We start from the raw sequence: 17,807 nt of genomic DNA, 5'->3' as shown, positions 1-17,807 counted from the left end.
GAAGAAATATTCACATTACGGCATAACGCGTCAGGTGAAAGACCTGGCAAGTCCTTGAAGATGATGGCGATGTTTCGAAAGAAACGTCAAAGTTATAGGGTCAAGTGACTAAGAGCATGTGGTGGATGCCTTGGCAATTACAGGCGACGAAAGACGTGATAGCCTGCGATAAGCTTCGGGGAGCTGGCAAATAAGCTTTGATCCGGAGATTTCTGAATGGGGAAACCCACCTCGCAAGAGGTATCGCAACCTGAATACATAGGGTTGCGAGGCGAACCGGGTGAACTGAAACATCTCAGTAGCTCGAGGAAAAGACATCAACCGAGATTCCGAAAGTAGTGGCGAGCGAAATCGGAAGAGCCTTCTAGTGATAGCACGACTGTTAGCAAAACGGGATGGAAAGCCCGGCCATAGCAGGTGATAGCCCTGTATGCGAAAACAGACGTGTGGTACTAAGTTAGAGAAAAGTAGGGCGGGGCACGAGAAACCCTGTCTGAATATGGGGGGACCATCCTCCAAGGCTAAATACTCGTAATTGACCGATAGTGAACCAGTACCGTGAGGGAAAGGCGAAAAGAACCCCGGGAGGGGAGTGAAATAGATCCTGAAACCGCATGCTTACAAAAAGTCGGAGCCCGCAAGGGTGACGGCGTACCTTTTGTATAATGGGTCAGCGACTTACATTCAGTGGCAAGGTTAACCGAATAGGGAAGCCGTAGAGAAATCGAGTCCGAATAGGGCGAATCAGTCGCTGGGTGTAGACCCGAAACCAAGTGATCTATCCATGGCCAGGATGAAGGTGCCGTAACAGGTACTGGAGGTCCGAACCCACTAGTGTTGCAAAACTAGGGGATGAGCTGTGGATAGGGGTGAAAGGCTAAACAAACTTGGAAATAGCTGGTTCTCTCCGAAAACTATTTAGGTAGTGCCTCAAGTATTACCTTCGGGGGTAGAGCACTGTTTAGGCTAGGGGGTCATGGCGACTTACCAAACCTATGCAAACTCCGAATACCGAAGAGTACAGCTTGGGAGACAGAGCACCGGGTGCTAACGTCCGGACTCAAGAGGGAAACAACCCAGACCGCCAGCTAAGGTCCCTAAAATTGGCTAAGTGGGAAACGAAGTGGGAAGGCTAAAACAGTCAGGATGTTGGCTTAGAAGCAGCCATCATTTAAAGAAAGCGTAATAGCTCACTGATCGAGTCGTCCTGCGCGGAAGATGTAACGGGGCTAAGCCAGTTACCGAAGCTGCGGATGTGCAATTTATTGCACGTGGTAGGAGAGCGTTCTGTAGGCCTGTGAAGGTGTCTGGTAACGGATGCTGGAGGTATCAGAAGTGCGAATGCTGACATGAGTAGCGTTAAAGGGGGTGAAAAGCCCCCTCGCCGTAAGCGCAAGGTTTTCTACGCAACGTTCATCGGCGTAGAGTGAGTCGGCCCCTAAGGCGAGGCAGAGATGCGTAGCTGATGGGAAACAGGTCAATATTCCTGTACCGATCAATAGTGCGATGTGGGGACGGAGAAGGTTAGCTCAGCCAACTGTTGGATATGTTGGTTCAAGCCTGTAGTCGTGCCTGGTAGGCAAATCCGCCGGGCTTAGATGAGGGGTGATAACGAGTCTGCTTGCAGACGAAGTGAGTGATACCCTGCTTCCAGGAAAAGCCACTAAGCTTCAGCTATTGACGACCGTACCGCAAACCGACACTGGTGCGCGAGATGAGTATTCTAAGGCGCTTGAGAGAACTCAGGAGAAGGAACTCGGCAAATTGATACCGTAACTTCGGGAGAAGGTATGCCCCAAGTAGGTGAACTCGTACAGAGGGAGCCCAAAGGGGTTGCAAAAAATCGGTGGCTGCGACTGTTTAATAAAAACACAGCACTCTGCAAACACGAAAGTGGACGTATAGGGTGTGACGCCTGCCCGGTGCTGGAAGATTAAATGATGGGGTGCAAGCTCTTGATTGAAGTCCCAGTAAACGGCGGCCGTAACTATAACGGTCCTAAGGTAGCGAAATTCCTTGTCGGGTAAGTTCCGACCTGCACGAATGGCGTAACGATGGCCACACTGTCTCCTCCTGAGACTCAGCGAAGTTGAAATGTTTGTGATGATGCAATCTCCCCGCGGAAAGACGGAAAGACCCCATGAACCTTTACTGTAGCTTTGTATTGGACTTTGAACAGATCTGTGTAGGATAGGTGGGAGGCTTTGAAGTGAGGTCGCTAGATCTCATGGAGCCGACGTTGAAATACCACCCTGGTGTGTTTGAGGTTCTAACCTAGGTCCATTATCTGGATCGGGGACAGTGCATGGTAGGCAGTTTGACTGGGGCGGTCTCCTCCCAAAGCGTAACGGAGGAGTTCGAAGGTACGCTAGTTACGGTCGGACATCGTGACGATAGTGCAATGGCATAAGCGTGCTTAACTGCGAGACTGACAAGTCGAGCAGATGCGAAAGCAGGACATAGTGATCCGGTGGTTCTGTATGGAAGGGCCATCGCTCAACGGATAAAAGGTACTCTGGGGATAACAGGCTGATACCGCCCAAGAGTTCATATCGACGGCGGTGTTTGGCACCTCGATGTCGGCTCATCTCATCCTGGGGCTGTAGCCGGTCCCAAGGGTATGGCTGTTCGCCATTTAAAGAGGTACGTGAGCTGGGTTTAAAACGTCGTGAGACAGTTTGGTCCCTATCTTCCGTGGGCGCTGCAGATTTGAGGAAGCCTGCTCCTAGTACGAGAGGACCGGAGTGGACACACCTCTGGTGTATCGGTTGTCACGCCAGTGGCATTGCCGAGTAGCTAAGTGTGGAAGAGATAACCGCTGAAAGCATCTAAGCGGGAAACTCGTTTCAAGATGAGATCTGCCGGGGCCTTGAGCCCCCTGAAGAGTCGTTCAAGACCAGGACGTTGATAGGCTGGGTGTGGAAGCGCAGTAATGCGTTAAGCTAACCAGTACTAATTGCTCGTGCGGCTTGACCCTATAACTTTGATAGCCTATGCACTTCAATGCAAAAGCTCAAAGATTGTTATGCCAAGTTAGACGCAGTCAAATACAAAAAACTGATTCCAAACTCTATGAATTCGCCGAGCAGTCCCAAGACTGCTCAGCACCAAGTTATGCCTGATGACCATAGCAAGTTGGTACCACTCCTTCCCATCCCGAACAGGACAGTGAAACGACTTTGCGCCGATGATAGTGCGGGTTCCCGTGTGAAAGTAGGTCATCGTCAGGCTCTTACAGCCCAGAAAACCCCAGTCTCTACAAGACTGGGGTTTTTTGCTTTGGGGGAAGTCAAACTCATCTCTCCGCAAAGAGTCTTGAAGTCTGCGGGACAGGCGGGAAGAGTAGTCCGTGTACCTCCCTGGCGTTACCTAATGCAGACTGGATAGTGCTTTTTCTAGTGCTCCAGCATTCCCTGCTTGGCTGCTTCTCTCGCGTCTTGCGATAGGATTGACGTGCACGTCAATGTCTCCTGTCCTTGAGACTTCTAGATCTCCCGTTCCTGCGCATGGCCACCACTTACACCATCAGCGATCTCGCCAAAGAGTTCGATCTCACGACCCGCGCGATCCGTTTTTACGAAGATATGGGATTGCTGCAGCCTGAACGGAGCGGGGCGGGGGGGCGCAATCGCATATACAGCCCCAGAGACAGAACAAGACTGCGCCTGACACTGAGAGCCAAACGACTGGGGCTATCTCTCACGGAGGCGAAGGAGATTATTGATCTCTACGACAGCCCCAGGGATACAGGGGTGCAGTTGCGCAAGTTTCTGGATGTACTGGCTGTTCATCGGAAGCAATTGGAAGCTCAGTTGGCAGACCTGCAGGCCAACCTGGAAGAGGTCCGGGAGCATGAAAAAGAAGCTCGAGCTCTTCTCTTGAAGTCGGAAAAGCAAAAATGATCCATAATTGACGTTTACGTAAACGTCAATATGGTGATTCTGTGACCCATTTGCTGTTTGAGCCCCGACATACCGCATTTGAGGAGCGGGTCCGTGCAAGCTTTGCCAAGCAAGGGGCGATGTCTACCCTGGGGGCGCAGTTGGATCTGGTGTCGCCAGGCGCTGTAGACATTTCATTGCACTGGTCTGAGGGGTTGACGCAGCAGCACGGCTTTTTGCATGCGGGCGTCGTGTCTACCGCGTTGGACTCGGCTTGTGGCTATGCCGCCTTGACGCTCATGCCGCAGGATGCCGCCGTTCTGACAATTGAGTTCAAGATCAATTTGCTGGCTCCAGCAGATGGCGAACACTTTCGCATGGAGGGGCGTGTTCTCAAGCCAGGGCGGACGATTACCGTCTGTGAAGGCCGTGCATATGCCTTAGCTCAAGGTAAAGAAAAGCTGATTGCCACTATGGGATGCACGCTGATGACCGTCACCGGACGTGAAGTGCTGAAAGACTGACCCGATACTTTGACAAGGAGACAACCATGAGCCTTTCTTCCAACCTTCCAGGGCTGAATTTCCAGCTGGGCGAAGACATTGATGCACTGCGCGATGCAGTGCGTGAATTTGCCCAAGCAGAAATTGCGCCCCGTGCCGCTGAAATTGACCGCACTGACCAGTTCCCCATGGAGTTGTGGCAGCGAATGGGTGATCTGGGCGTGCTGGGTATCACGGTGCCTGAACAATATGGCGGTGCTGCCATGGGCTACTTGGCCCACATGGTGGCCATGGAGGAGATTTCCCGCGCCAGTGCTTCCATCGGCCTTTCCTACGGTGCCCACAGCAATCTGTGCGTGAACCAGATCAACCGAAACGGCAACGAAGCGCAGAAGCAGAAATACCTGCCCAAACTCATCAGTGGCGAACATGTGGGTGCCCTGGCCATGAGTGAACCAGGGGCTGGTTCCGACGTGATCAGCATGAAGCTCAAAGCCGAGGACAAGGGCGGCTATTACGTGCTGAATGGCAGCAAGATGTGGATCACCAACGGACCGGACGCTGACACGCTGGTGGTTTATGCCAAGACCGAGCCCGAACTGGGCGCGCGCGGGGTTACGGCGTTTCTTATTGAAAAGGGCATGCCCGGCTTCAGCATTGCGCAAAAGCTGGACAAGCTGGGCATGCGCGGCAGCCACACGGGTGAGCTGGTTTTCAACAATGTGGAAGTGCCCGCCGAAAATGTGCTGGGTGGCGTCAACCAGGGCGCCAAGGTGCTGATGAGTGGGCTCGATTACGAGCGCGCCGTGCTGACTGGCGGGCCTTTGGGCATCATGCAATCGGTCATGGACAACGTGATCCCCTATATTCACGACCGCAAGCAGTTTGGGCAAAGCATTGGCGAGTTCCAGCTGATCCAGGGCAAGGTGGCTGACATGTACACCGTGCTGCAGGCGGGGCGTTCGTTTGCCTACACCGTCGCCAAGAACCTGGATCTGCTGGGAACAGAACACGTGCGGCAGGTGCGCAAGGACTGCGCCAGCGTCATCCTCTGGTGTGCCGAGAAAGCTACCTGGATGGCGGGCGAAGGCGTGCAGATTTTTGGCGGTAATGGCTACATCAATGAGTACCCGCTGGGCCGCCTGTGGCGCGACGCCAAGCTGTACGAGATTGGTGCTGGCACCAGCGAAATCCGCCGCATGCTGATTGGCCGCGAACTGTTTGCAGAGACCTGCTGACCTCTTCTCTAACCATCCAAAGGACCTCATGCCTACATCCATCGACGACCTGTTTGTACACAACCGCGCCTGGGCGGCGCAGATGGAGCGTGAGCGTCCTGGCTTTTTCACCAGCCTGCTGGCCCAGCAAAAGCCCAAGTACATGTGGATCGGCTGCTCCGACAGCCGCGTCCCGGCCAACCAGATCACAGGGCTGGAGCCTGGCGAAGTGTTCGTGCACCGCAACGTGGCCAACGTGGTGGTGCCCACCGATCTCAACTGCCTCTCCACGGTCCAGTACGCCGTGGATCAGCTCCATGTGGAGCATCTGATGGTTGTGGGGCACTATGGCTGCGGCGGTGTGCTGGCTGCGCTGGAAGGCATTCGCGTCGGGCTGGCCGACAACTGGATTCGCCATGTGACTGATGTGCGTGACCGCCACCGCGACCTGATCGCATCGATTGCGCCGGAGCATCGCCACGATGTGCTGTGCGAACTCAATGCGATTGAGCAGGTGGTCAACATTGCCCAGACCACGGTGATGCTGGACGCCTGGGGCCGGGGTCAGAAAGTGACCCTGCATGGCTGGTGTTATGGCCTCAAGGACGGGCTCATCAACAACCTGCACATGACCGTCGACAGCACCGAGGGATTGGACACTCTGTACCGTGCGGCCATTGCAGGCGTAGCGGCCGCCCGGCGGGGTTAAGGCGACAGAACGGGCCTTGGGCGAACCGGTCATCAGCACTATCCACGCTGCCATGTTTCCCCAGCGGCTCGACTCTCCCCAGGCCTACGCCATCGCCAAGGCGATGATGGATGGTTTTAACCGCCATTACCGCCTGTTCCGCACCGAATCGGCCCGTGCCAAGCACCGCTTTGAAACGGCAGACTGGCTCGGGCAGCAACGTGCCCAGCGCGAGCGCATCGAGTTCTACGACCTGCGCGTCAAGGAGTGCGTGCGCCGCCTAGAGAAAGAGTTTGGCGCAGGTGCCCAGCCCATGGAGGTGTGGCACCAGGCCAAACTTCACTACATCGGCTTGCTGGTCAACCACCACCAGCCCGAGCTGGCCGAGACCTTTTTCAACTCGGTCACCTGCAAGATCCTGCACCGCACGCACTTCCAGAACGACTTCATTTTTGTGCGTCCTGCGGTCAGCACCGAGTACATCGAAAACGATGAGCCTGCAGCCAAGCCCACCTACCGCGCCTATTACCCCTCGCGCGAGACGCTGCACCAGACGCTGATCGCCATCGTCGAGAACTTCCAGCTGCAGCGCGAGTTTGCCCACCTGGAGCGTGACACGCACCATGTACTCGTTGCCATGCAAGAGCGGCTGGCACAGGTCAAGCTCCGGGCCAATTTTCAGATCCAGGTGCTCACCAGCCTGTTCTTCCGCAACAAGGGCGCCTATGTGGTGGGCAAGATCATCAACGGGTTCACCGAAGTGCCCCTGGCCTTGCCCATCCTGCACGATGACCAGGGCAAGCTCACCATCGACGCAGCCCTTTTTGGCGAGGAAGACCTGCAGATCCTGTTCAGCTTTGCACGGGCCTACTTCATGGTCGACATGGAAGTGCCCAGCGCTTATGTACAGTTTCTGCGCAGCCTTCTGCCCCGCAAGCCCCGGGCCGAGATCTACAACGCGCTGGGCCTGGCCAAGCAAGGCAAGACGCTGTTCTACCGCGACTTTCTGCACCACCTCAAACACTCCAGCGACCAGTTTCGCATTGCCCCCGGCATCAAGGGCATGGTCATGCTGGTGTTCGATCTGCCGAGCTTTCCTTATGTGTTCAAGCTCATCAAGGACTACTACCCGCCGCAGAAAGACACGACCCGGGAACAGGTCAAAGGCAAATACCTGCTGGTGAAGCAGCACGACCGTGTGGGCCGCATGGCCGACACCCTTGAATACAGCGAAGTGGCCTTCCCGCGGGACCGCTTCAGCGACGAACTGATCGCCGAGATTGAGAAGTTCGCGCCCAGCCAGCTGGAGATCAGCGACCGCGATGGCGACGGGCAAACCGAAGTCATCATCAAGCACCTTTACATCGAGCGGCGGATGATCCCGCTCAACATCTACCTGCAGGAAGCGCTGGATGCGGGCCCCGACGACACCCGTGCGCGTGAGCAGATAGAGCGCTGCGTCGTCGAATACGGCAACGCCATCAAGGACATGGTGGCCGCCAACATCTTCCCGGGTGACATGCTGTGGAAAAACTTTGGCATCACCCGCCATGGCAAGGTCGTGTTCTACGACTACGACGAAATCGAGTACCTCACCGACTGCAACTTCCGCCGCGTGCCCACCCCCCGCAGCGAAGAGGAAGAAATGAGCGGTGAGGTCTGGTACACCGCTGGCCCGCGCGATGTGTTCCCCGAAACCTTTGGCCCGTTCCTGCTGGGCAGTCCCGCCGTGCGCGAGGTGTTCATGAAACACCACGCAGACCTGCTGGACCCCGCCTTCTGGCAGGAACACAAAGAGCGTATCCAGGCAGGGCACCTGCTGGACGTGTTTCCTTATGGTCAGGAGCGCCGCTTCGTGCACACCCCTGGCTGAGAAAAACTGCCTTTATCCCCATCTATCCCAACCCAGGAGACAAACCGTGACCTCATCCCTCCAAGACCCCGTCGTCATCACTGGTGCCGCACGCACGCCCATGGGCTCGCTGCAAGGTGACTTTGCCGCGCTGGCTGCCCACGACCTGGGCGGTGCCGCCATCCAGGCAGCCGTGCAGCGCGCTGGCATTGCGCCCAGCGCGGTGGGCGAGGTGCTGTTTGGCAACTGCCTGATGGCCGGGCAAGGCCAGGCCCCCGCGCGGCAAGCTGCCTTCAAAGGCGGCCTGCCCAAAGAGGCCGGGGCCGTCACCCTCAGCAAAATGTGCGGCTCCGGCATGAAGGCCGCCATGATGGCGCACGACATGCTGCTGGCGGGCACGCATGATGTGATGGTGGCGGGCGGCATGGAGAGCATGACCAACGCCCCCTACCTGCTGCAAAAAGGCCGCGGCGGCTACCGCCTGGGCCACGACCGCATCTTTGACCACATGATGCTCGACGGCCTGGAAGATGCCTACGAACCCGGCCGCAGCATGGGCACCTTTGGCGAAGACTGTGCGGCCAAATACCAGTTCACCCGCGAGCAGCAAGACGCCTTTGCCACCGCTAGCGTGCAGCGCGCCAAGGCGGCCACCGAATCTGGCGCGTTTGCGGCCGAGATCGTGCCCGTCACGGTGAAGGATCGCAGCGGTGAGCGCGTGGTGTCCGTGGACGAAGGCCCGGGCAAGGTTAAGCTCGAAAAGATCGCCACCCTGAAGCCCGCCTTCAAGAAAGACGGCACCATCACCGCAGCCTCCAGCTCCAGCATCAACGACGGGGCTGCTGCGCTGGTGCTCATGCGCCAGTCCACCGCCCAGCAGCTGGGCAGCCAGCCTGTGGCCCGCATCGTGGCCCACGCCACCCATGCGCAAGAGCCTGAATGGTTTGCCACCGCCCCCGTGGGTGCCACGCACAAGGTGCTGGCCAAGGCGGGCTGGCAGGTGGGCGATGTGGATCTGTGGGAAATCAACGAAGCCTTCGCGGTGGTGCCGATGGCGCTGATGAAAGAGCTGGGCCTGCCCCACGACAAGGTGAACGTGAATGGCGGTGCTTGTGCGCTGGGCCACCCCATCGGTGCCAGCGGTGCGCGCATCATCGTCACGCTCATCCATGCCCTCAAGGCCCGTGGCCTGCGCCGTGGCGTGGCCACGCTGTGCATCGGCGGTGGCGAGGCCACGGCCATGGCCATTGAACTGGTCTGACGGCAGATACGGCTTGGCATGAACGCTCTCGAGCCGTTCACGCTGAGCCTGCCGTGGCGCTCGCGCCTTGTGCCGCAGCCCGCCCGCCTGCGCTGCTGATGCCGCAGTAGCCCAGACGGGCCCAGGCATCCCCGGCCCGTCTGGAATACTACGGTTCCTTTTTTCTACCGGACTCTTGCATGCAACCCGCTTCCCCCGCCCTTACCGCCTTCTGGGCCGACTTCACTGCGCAGGAGCCTGCGCTGCACGCACTGCCCCTGCGTGAGCGGGTGGAGCAGGTCAACGCACTGCTGGAGCCGCATGTACAAGGCCTGGCGCTGGAAGTGCACGGCCACCCCGAAGACGATGTGGTGGACCTGATTGCCACCGCGCACGGCGGCATCGAACGCTTTCCGCTGCTCATGCAACTGGTGGATGCCGCCCCGGCCCTTCAGCATCACCGCGTGGTGGCCTTCCGCGCCCGCAGCCCCCAGGCCGACTTTCCCATCGGCATGGATGGGTTTGAGCTGTCCACCGCCGAAGTGCTGGTGGCCCTGCAGCCCGACAACGGACAGGTGGCGCTGGAGCTGCGCTTTGCCCGCGAGATTCCTGCCGACTTTGCGGACCATGCGCGCCACATGACCTTCATCATGCTGGACCACGTGCTGGGCGAATACGACTTTGCAGTCAAGGTCGGGGCCGTGGACTTTGTGGGTGAGGACGAATACGACGCCGATGTGGCCTGGACGCCCCTGAGCCAGCTGCCCCCCGTGTTTGACACCTTCTGGACTCAGACCCTGGGCCACACCGGCCACTTTCCGCAAGGCGAGCCGCAGTGGGAAGGGCTGGAGCTGGAGTTCAACTGCGCGGTGGACGATGAAGGCAACCCCGTGGACGACCCCGAAGGCGATGCTGAAACCGGCGGCAGCGAAGGCGGCATCGTCTCCGTCAACCTGGCCGCCAATGCCGTCGCCATGCGGGCTGATCTGCCCTATGCCCTCACCCTCGACTTGGCTGTGCCTGACAGCGACACCCTGAGCGCCGTGCAAGACCTGCACGAACAGGCCGCCACCTTGCTGCAACTACCCCAGTTGGGCATTGCGGCGCTGACCCTGGTGCGCGCAGGCCGCCGTCAGGCGCTGTTCTACGTAGGTGACGAGCAACTGGCCAAGCAGACGCTGGCCCCGCTGCTGTTGCGCGACGAAGCTGCCACGCTGGAGCTGAAGCTGCGCTACGACCCCGCGTGGACCGGGTACTTTGAATACGCAGGCTACCTGCTGTAAGCGCAGCGCCCCAAGCCGTCACCCTTCTGTCGCCACCCATCCTTGCCACGTTCAGCCGTCACGCACCGGGAGCCTGTCCATGATCGAAACCCTCGCCCAGCTACGCACCCTGTACGCCGAGCCAGCCGAACGGGCGGTGCGCAAGCAGCGCCCGTTGCTGGATGGGCACTGCCAGCGCTTCATTGCCCTGTCGCCGTTTTGTGTGGTGGCCTCGGCCGGTGCAGCCACAGCCCAGGGTGCGCAAGGCGGGCAGGGTGGGGCGTTGCTGGACGCATCCCCACGCGGCGGCGCGCCGGGCTTTGTGAAGACGCCCGATGCCCACACCCTGCTGCTGCCCGATTCGGGCGGCAACAACCGGCTCGACACCCTGACCAACCTGCTGGCCGACCCGCGCATCGGCCTGCTGTTCATGATTCCTGGCGTGGACGAAACCCTGCGCGTGAACGGTACCGCCCGCTTGCGCGACGAGGCCGCTTTTACCGACCTGTTTGCCACCGAGCGCCAGCGCCCCAAGCTGGTCATTGAGGTGCAGGTGGCCGAGGCGTACCTGCACTGCTCCAAGGCCTTCATGCGCTCGCGCCTGTGGCAGGCCGAAGCGCAGGTGCCGCGCAGCGTGCTGCCGTCCATGAACCAGATGATCCACGACCAGATCGGTCTGGCCGCCGAGCCTGAAACCCACGAAGCCATGATGGAGCGCTACCGCGCCCAGCTTGCGCAAGAGCAGACGCCGCAGTGATGTAGCTGGTTTGCTCTTCTTTTGATAGCTGCTTGCGCTTGATAGATAAGCGCTAGAGGCCTTTTTTATTCAAAGAACTACCATGAAGTCCATCCTCATCATCGGCGCATCCCGCGGCATTGGCCTGGAGCTGGTGCGCCAGTACACCGAGGCGGGCCGCCGCGTGATTGCCACGGTGCGCGACGATGCCGGGCGCGAGCGCGTGCAGGCCCTGGGGGCGGACGTGCTCACCGTGGATGTGGCCAACCCCGCCAGCATCAGCGGCCTGGCCTGGCAGCTCGACGGCGAAAAGCTCGACCTGGCGCTGTACGTGGCAGGCATCATCCGCCGCCCCAACGCGCTCACCCCGCCCACCCAGCAAGACTTTGATGCCGTCATGCACACCAACGTGCTGGGCGCCATGCAGACCATTCCGCAGGTGGCTCCGCTCGTGGCCGATGCAGGCGGCGTGTTTGCCTTTCTCTCATCGTCCATGTCGCAAATTGGCAGTGTGCCCAACAGCGACTCGTGGCTGTACCGCACCAGCAAGGCCGCGCTGAACATGGCGGTGGCCGCCGCCCAGCACAACTACCCCGGTGCCACGCTGGTCACCATCGACCCCGGCTGGGTGCAGACCGACATGGGCGGTGGCACCGCGCCGCTGGCGGTGGAAGACAGCGTGCGTGGCCTGCGCAACACCCTGGCCAGCGTCACAGCGGCCGACAAGGGCCGTCTGCTGCACCACGATGGCCGCCGCGCCAGCCATTGGTAGGCCGCCACCGCAACCCCTCATTCCACATAAAAACTCTGGAGACACAACCCATGCTGCTCACCCAAGACCAGGAAATGATCCGCGACGCCGTGCGCGACTTTGCCCAGACCGAGCTTTGGCCGCACGCCGCCCGTTGGGACAAGGAACACCACTTCCCTAAAGACGCCCACCAGGGCCTGGCCGCGCTGGGTGCCTACGGCATCTGCGTGCCTGAAGAGTTTGGCGGCGCGAACCTGGATTACGTGACACTGGCGTTGGTGCTGGAGGAGATTGCCGCAGGCGACGGCGGTACCAGCACCGCCATCAGCGTGACCAACTGCCCCGTCAACGCCATCCTCATGCGCTACGGCAACGCGCAGCAAAAGCGCGACTGGCTCACGCCCCTGGCGCGCGGCGAGATGCTGGGCGCTTTCTGCCTGACCGAGCCGCATGTGGGTTCTGATGCGTCCGCGCTGCGCACCACGGCCACCAAGCAAGGTGACGAATACGTGATCAACGGCGTCAAGCAGTTCATCACCAGCGGCAAGAACGGCCACGTGGCCATCGTCATTGCCGTCACCGACAAGGCCGCGGGCAAGAAGGGCATGAGCGCCTTCCTGGTGCCCACCAGCACGCCCGGCTACGTGGTGGCGCGGCTGGAGGACAAGCTGGGCCAGCACAGCAGCGACACCGCGCAGATCAACTTTGACAACTGCCGCATCCCGGCCGAGAACCTGATCGGCGCCGAGGGCGAGGGCTACAAGATTGCGCTGGGCGCACTCGAAGGCGGGCGCATCGGAATCGCTGCGCAAAGCGTGGGCATGGCGCGCAGCGCGTTTGACTTTGCCGTGCAGTACGCCAAAGAGCGCGAGAGTTTTGGCACCGCCATCTTCAACCACCAGGCGGTGGGCTTCCGCCTGGCCGACTGCGCCACGCAGATCGAGGCCGCGCGCCAGCTCATCTGGCACGCCGCGGCGCTGCGCGATGCAGGCCGCCCCTGCCTGAAGGAAGCCGCCATGGCCAAGCTGTTTGCCAGCGAGATGGCCGAGCGCGTGTGCAGCGCCGCCATCCAGACGCTGGGCGGCTATGGCGTGGTGAATGATTTCCCGGTGGAGCGCATCTACCGCGATGTGCGCGTGTGCCAGATCTACGAAGGCACAAGCGATGTGCAGAAGATCCTCATCCAGCGCGCGCTGGCCTGATGGCTTTTTGCTACTAAATATATAGCTGCTTGCGCTTACTGGATAAGCGCTAGAGGCCAAAATGGCTTGAAGGTCGTCTGGCCGCACCCAGCGGCAAGGCCCGGCCGCGCGGGTCGGAGAAAATCATGGCTTTCCTGCGCTGCCAGTCCGCCTGTGGGTGGGGCGCGGGGCCTGCGAACTTCATCGTTCGTCTCATCCTTCACCTGACCAAAAGGCTTTTGCCATGCAGCGCCGCCAATTCCACCACGCCAGCGCCAGTGCGCTGGGTGCCCTGTGGCTTGCCACCACCTCCCGCGCCTGGGCCCTGTCGCTGGGCGACCTCACCAACACCGATGCCTCCAGTGGCGTCAAGGCCGCACTGGCGCAGGGGGCGCAGGCGGCCATTGCGCTGCTGGGCCGCACCGATGGCTTTCTGGGCAACCCCCAGGTGCGCATTGATCTTCCGGGTCACCTCAAAGATGCCGCCAAGGTCATGAAATCCATGGGCCAGGGCAAGCGTATCGACGAGCTGGTCACCTCCATCAACCGCGCCGCCGAGGCCGCTGTGCCCTTGGGCAAAGAGGTGCTGCTGCAGGCCGTGCAGAACATGACCGTGACCGACGCCAAGAACATCCTGACGGGCGGCGACACCTCCGTCACCCAGTTCTTCGTCACCAAGACCCGCGCTCCGCTGACCGAGCGCTTTTTGCCCGTGGTGAACCAGGCCACTGAAAAAGTCGGCCTCACCGCCAAGTACAACGCTTTTGCAGGCAAGGCCGCCAGCTTTGGCCTGCTCAAGCCCAATGAAGCCAACCTGGCCACCTACGTCACCGGCAAGACGCTGGATGGCCTGTTCTTCATGATCGGTGAAGAAGAGCGCAAGATCCGCCAGAACCCCGCCGGGGCGGGCAGCGCCATCTTGCAAAAGGTGTTTGGGGCGCTGCGGTGACGGTGCGCAAAGCCACCACCCCCACGGCCTGCCCTTGCGGGCGGCTGCAAGGCACCGGAGCCAAAGCCCAGCCCGTGGCCTATGCCGACTGCTGTGGCCGTTTTCTGGACCACTGGGACACCCAGCCCGCGCCCGATGCCGAGCACCTCATGCGCTCGCGCTACACCGCCTTTGTGCGTGAGCGTGCCGACTACCTGCTCGCCACCTGGCACCCCAGCCACCGTCCCGTCACGCTGGACTTTGACCCCGCCACCCAGTGGCTGGGCCTGGAGGTGCGCGGCCACTGGGTGCAAGACGCCGACCACGCCGAAGTCGAATTTGTGGCCCGCCACCGCCTGGGTGGCCGCGCTGTACGCCTGCACGAACGCAGCCGCTTTGTGCGCGAAGGCGGTCGGTGGTTTTATGTGGATGGCGACCACCGCTGAGCCCTTTGAACAGGTTCCTGGCGCAGAGCCACAACTCCGCGTGATGCCGGAACACACCGGCACACCGGACAAAAACAAGCAGACAGAGGGAGGATGGAATGGACCGTTGGATGACCTTGGGCGTGGCGCTGCTGGTGCTGTGCGCCGCTGTCCCGCTGTGGATGTGGCTGGCCGTGGCGCGCAATCTGGCCAATGTGCGCCTGCAGCGGGGCGAAGCCCGTGTGGTGGACCGTGCCGCCGTGCCAGCGCCCCACCGCGGCATTCTGGATGCCGCCGCGGCCGAGGCCACCGCCATGGGCTTTGTCTACAGCTACAGCATGCAAAGCCGCCCGGCAGCACGGGTGCCGGGCGTGCAGTGGTTGTACAGCGACGTCTTTGTGTCTGCCGACGGGCGCACCCAGCTGCAGCTGTCCCCCTCCACCTTGCCCGAGGCCGGGCGTGCCTGCACCTTCCAATGGGCCACGGTATGGCGCGACCCGGGGCCGCACGACCTGACCACGCACTGCTACCGCCACTATCTCATGTGGTGGCCGGCCACCTGGCTGGTGCACGACGATTACCTGCCCACGGTGCAGGCAGCCTGGGCCGCACACCAGCAGCGGGTAGATGCCGACTGCGCCGCAGGCAGACAGGCCGAAACCGACGTAGAAACCGTGCGTGCCGTGTGCGTGGGGTTGCTGAAAGACTTTGTGCCCGAGGGCGAACGCCGTGGCTACCTGGTTCCGGTGGCGCAGGCCCCAGGGCCTGCGCAGCGGGGCAGTGCGCTCACGGAAGCTGACCAACCCCTGTGGCGCATGCGCTGGGCGGCTGCATTGCAGAAGGCCCCCGCGCTGGTGCGTGGCATTCGGCGCGCATCGCAAGCGCAGGCCGGGGCGGCAACGGCAACGGCAACGAATTCCACGGCTTCGCCTGCGCCTGCCAACTCACTACCCAGTTCACCGTCCGGTTCGCCGTCCAGCGCAGACCCCTCACCGCAGGCCCGGCTGGCTGCCGACCTGCAGGCTTTTGAACAGCACCAGGCCTACCAGGCCGAGCTGGCCGCGCGCTCTCGGCGCAAATGGCTGGCGCTGGGCACCACGGCCGCATTGTTCGTGCTGGTCGGCGGTGTGCTGATGAGCTGGCGCACCGCCTTGGTCCTGCTGGTGGTGATCGGCCTGCACGAGGGCGGGCACTGGCTGGCCATGCGTACGCTGGGCTACCGCAACCTGTCGGTGCTGTTCATTCCAGGGCTCGGCGGGGTGGCGATGGGGCACAAACCCAGCGCATCCACCTGGAACAAGCTGGCCGTGTACCTAGCTGGCCCCGTGCCCGGCCTGCTGCTGGCCATGGGGGTCATGGCGGCGGTGGCTCGTGGTTGGGTGGCACCCTCTGCGTGGGTGCAAGACTTTGTGCTGATGTGCCTCATCATCAACTACCTGAACCTGCTGCCTGTGCACCCGCTGGACGGCGGGCGCGTGGTCGAGTCTCTGCTGTTTGTGCGCTGGCCCGTGCTGCGCTTTGTGTTTGTGGTGGCCGGCATGTGCGCGCTGGGGGCGTTGGGCTGGTTTTTGCAAGACCCCATCACGCTGGCGCTGTCGGGGCTGCTGGCCCTGGGCCTGCCGCACCACTGGCGGCTGATGCGGGTGGACCGGCAGGTGCCACGCGGCGCAGCCGGGGCCACCTTGTCAGAAGCGGATGCGGCCGCGCGCATTTTCACGGCGCTGCAGCAGCCGCAGTTTGCGCGCTGGACCTTTGCGCAGCGCCTGGGTGCCGTGCGCGCTCTGCTGCCCGAGCTGCAGGGCACGCGCCTGGGCTGGGGTGGCACGGCAGCGGGCATGGCGATCTACCTGGCGTGTCTGCTGTCGCCCGCCGCGGCGCTCTGGGCGACGGGTGCAGGGTCCTTGCTCATGGCGGCGCGGCCTGCATACCAGTACCAGCCTGATGAGGTAGACGACAAATCGGCCCCCACCTACAGCGCGTCTGCGACCGGGTATGTGAGCCCTGAGGAATGGGAGCGCCGCCTGCAACAGGCTGCCAGCTTGCCCGAGTCTGAGCGCCTGCCGCTGTATCTGGAGGCGGGGGACTACGCGCTGGAGCTGGAGGACACCCCGGCGGCACTCCACCGTTACCAGCAAGCCTGGGCGCTGGCAGAGCCACTGCCCGCCAGCGACCTGCTGCGGGCCCGCACCTTGCTGGGCTTGCTGCGGGCGACGGAAGAGGTGGATGCATCGCGCGCCTGGGGGCTGCGTCTGCTGGCAGACCTGCCGCCCGATGCCGATGCATCGCTGCGCTCGCTTGAGGCGCAGGCACAGTCCACATTGGCCCACAGTGCCGACTCACTGCCCGAATCCATCGAGCGCATGCAGCACGCCTTGGCGTGGTGGGAATCGGCCAGCGCAGCGCAGCCCGCAGACCTGCAGGGCAGCCTTTCAGCGCCTTTTCTTCAGGCGACGATGGCGCGCTCGGCCTTGTCGCGCTGGTACATGCAGCGGTCTGAAGGCGGTGATGCGCAAGAGGCTGTGCGTCTGCTGCAGCGCAATGTGGATGTGTTGCCTGTTCCGGCAGACAGTGACCGCAGCCGTCTCGCCCTCACGGCCCGCGTGCAGCGTGCCGAAGCCCGGCTGGACCTGGCATGGCTGCTGCTGGCCCAGGGGCAGGCAGATCGCACGGTGCTCATCACGCAACAGGTGCTGGCAGAGGTGCCGCCATCGGTCACGGCCAGCTGGGTGCATCTGCAAGACCGGGCTCTGGAGACCCTGGTGTGGGTTGATATGGCCCGCAAGGACTCTGCCAGCCTGCGCGGCCACTGGCAGGCCTGGCAGCAATCGGCGCGCAATACGGCGTCGCCCCGCCGCGATGTGGTGTGGCAGCTGGATCGCTGGGCCATCCTGCAGCAACTGGGCGACACCCGCGGCGCAGAGGACGCACGGGCTGAACTGCTGCGCCGTGCCAAGCCCGGTGCATACTGGGCCGTGCGCTGGTGTGGTCTGCTCACCGCAGACCCGCAAGCCCGCGAACCGGCCGAGGTGCGTGAGCTGTCGCGCCGTAAAGCAGCACAAGCCACTGGCATGTGCGCCCTGGTGGCTGACCACGCAGCGGACCGTGCGGCAGAGCCTGCAGGCAACCCCAAGAACTGAACAACT

13 protein-coding genes and 2 rRNA genes are annotated in these 17,807 nt (G+C 61.6%); all 15 read left to right on the top strand.

Translation table 11 applies throughout. The features are described 5' to 3' along the window. The first annotated feature begins 98 nt into the window (after window positions 1–98). The 15 genes from AACH87_RS18575 to AACH87_RS18505 all read left to right on the top strand — a co-directional run bounded on the left by AACH87_RS18575 (window position 99) and on the right by AACH87_RS18505 (window position 17,801). Window positions 99–2,977: ribosomal RNA gene (locus AACH87_RS18575) — 23S ribosomal RNA — on the top strand. Window positions 2,978–3,117: 140 nt separating this feature from the next. After that, a 5S ribosomal RNA gene (gene rrf, locus AACH87_RS18570) occupies window positions 3,118–3,230 on the top strand. Between the two features lie 276 nt (window positions 3,231–3,506). Beyond that, window positions 3,507–3,902 (top strand): MerR family DNA-binding transcriptional regulator, encoded by a 396-nt coding sequence (locus tag AACH87_RS18565; protein ID WP_338796008.1) that lies wholly within the window; start codon window positions 3,507–3,509, stop codon window positions 3,900–3,902. A gap of 41 nt (window positions 3,903–3,943) precedes the next feature. Next, the gene (locus AACH87_RS18560) at window positions 3,944–4,405 is read left to right on the top strand and encodes a PaaI family thioesterase (protein ID WP_338796007.1); all 462 of its coding nucleotides are present in this window, start codon (window positions 3,944–3,946) and stop codon (window positions 4,403–4,405) included. 26 nt (window positions 4,406–4,431) lie between these two features. Beyond that, window positions 4,432–5,622: an isovaleryl-CoA dehydrogenase gene (locus AACH87_RS18555; protein WP_338796006.1), complete on the top strand. Its 1,191-nt coding sequence runs from the start codon at window positions 4,432–4,434 to the stop codon at window positions 5,620–5,622. Between the two features lie 28 nt (window positions 5,623–5,650). Continuing rightward, window positions 5,651–6,310 (top strand): carbonate dehydratase, encoded by a 660-nt coding sequence (gene can / locus AACH87_RS18550; RefSeq protein ID WP_338796005.1) that lies wholly within the window; start codon window positions 5,651–5,653, stop codon window positions 6,308–6,310. Between the two features lie 52 nt (window positions 6,311–6,362). After that, window positions 6,363–8,162 carry a bifunctional isocitrate dehydrogenase kinase/phosphatase gene (gene aceK, locus AACH87_RS18545; protein ID WP_338796004.1) on the top strand — a complete coding sequence of 600 codons (1,800 nt, stop codon included), beginning with the start codon at window positions 6,363–6,365 and terminating at the stop codon, window positions 8,160–8,162. Between the two features lie 46 nt (window positions 8,163–8,208). Continuing rightward, window positions 8,209–9,402, top strand: a complete 1,194-nt coding sequence (locus AACH87_RS18540) for an acetyl-CoA C-acyltransferase (RefSeq protein ID WP_338796003.1) — start codon at window positions 8,209–8,211, stop codon at window positions 9,400–9,402. A 179-nt stretch (window positions 9,403–9,581) separates the two neighbouring features. Then, entirely contained in the window at window positions 9,582–10,664 is a 1,083-nt protein-coding gene (locus AACH87_RS18535) for a DUF695 domain-containing protein (protein WP_338796002.1), read from the top strand. A gap of 79 nt (window positions 10,665–10,743) precedes the next feature. Continuing rightward, window positions 10,744–11,400, top strand: a complete 657-nt coding sequence (locus tag AACH87_RS18530) for a pyridoxamine 5'-phosphate oxidase family protein (protein ID WP_338796001.1) — start codon at window positions 10,744–10,746, stop codon at window positions 11,398–11,400. Window positions 11,401–11,482: 82 nt separating this feature from the next. Beyond that, the gene (locus AACH87_RS18525) at window positions 11,483–12,151 is read left to right on the top strand and encodes an SDR family oxidoreductase (protein ID WP_338796000.1); all 669 of its coding nucleotides are present in this window, start codon (window positions 11,483–11,485) and stop codon (window positions 12,149–12,151) included. 50 nt (window positions 12,152–12,201) lie between these two features. Further along, entirely contained in the window at window positions 12,202–13,332 is a 1,131-nt protein-coding gene (locus AACH87_RS18520) for an acyl-CoA dehydrogenase family protein (protein ID WP_338795999.1), read from the top strand. Window positions 13,333–13,555: 223 nt separating this feature from the next. Further along, window positions 13,556–14,260, top strand: a complete 705-nt coding sequence (locus AACH87_RS18515; RefSeq protein WP_338795997.1) for a DUF4197 domain-containing protein — start codon at window positions 13,556–13,558, stop codon at window positions 14,258–14,260. Between the two features lie 2 nt (window positions 14,261–14,262). After that, window positions 14,263–14,685, top strand: coding sequence for a YchJ family metal-binding protein (locus tag AACH87_RS18510; protein ID WP_338799013.1), 423 nt, complete (start codon window positions 14,263–14,265; stop codon window positions 14,683–14,685). A gap of 98 nt (window positions 14,686–14,783) precedes the next feature. Continuing rightward, the gene (locus tag AACH87_RS18505; RefSeq protein WP_338795996.1) at window positions 14,784–17,801 is read left to right on the top strand and encodes a site-2 protease family protein; all 3,018 of its coding nucleotides are present in this window, start codon (window positions 14,784–14,786) and stop codon (window positions 17,799–17,801) included. Window positions 17,802–17,807: the final 6 nt, after the last annotated feature.

The sequence above is a fragment of the Acidovorax sp. DW039 genome, assembly GCF_037101375.1.
Classification (GTDB): Bacteria; Pseudomonadota; Gammaproteobacteria; order Burkholderiales; family Burkholderiaceae_C; genus Acidovorax.
This window is presented reverse-complemented; position numbering and strand designations above follow the sequence as displayed.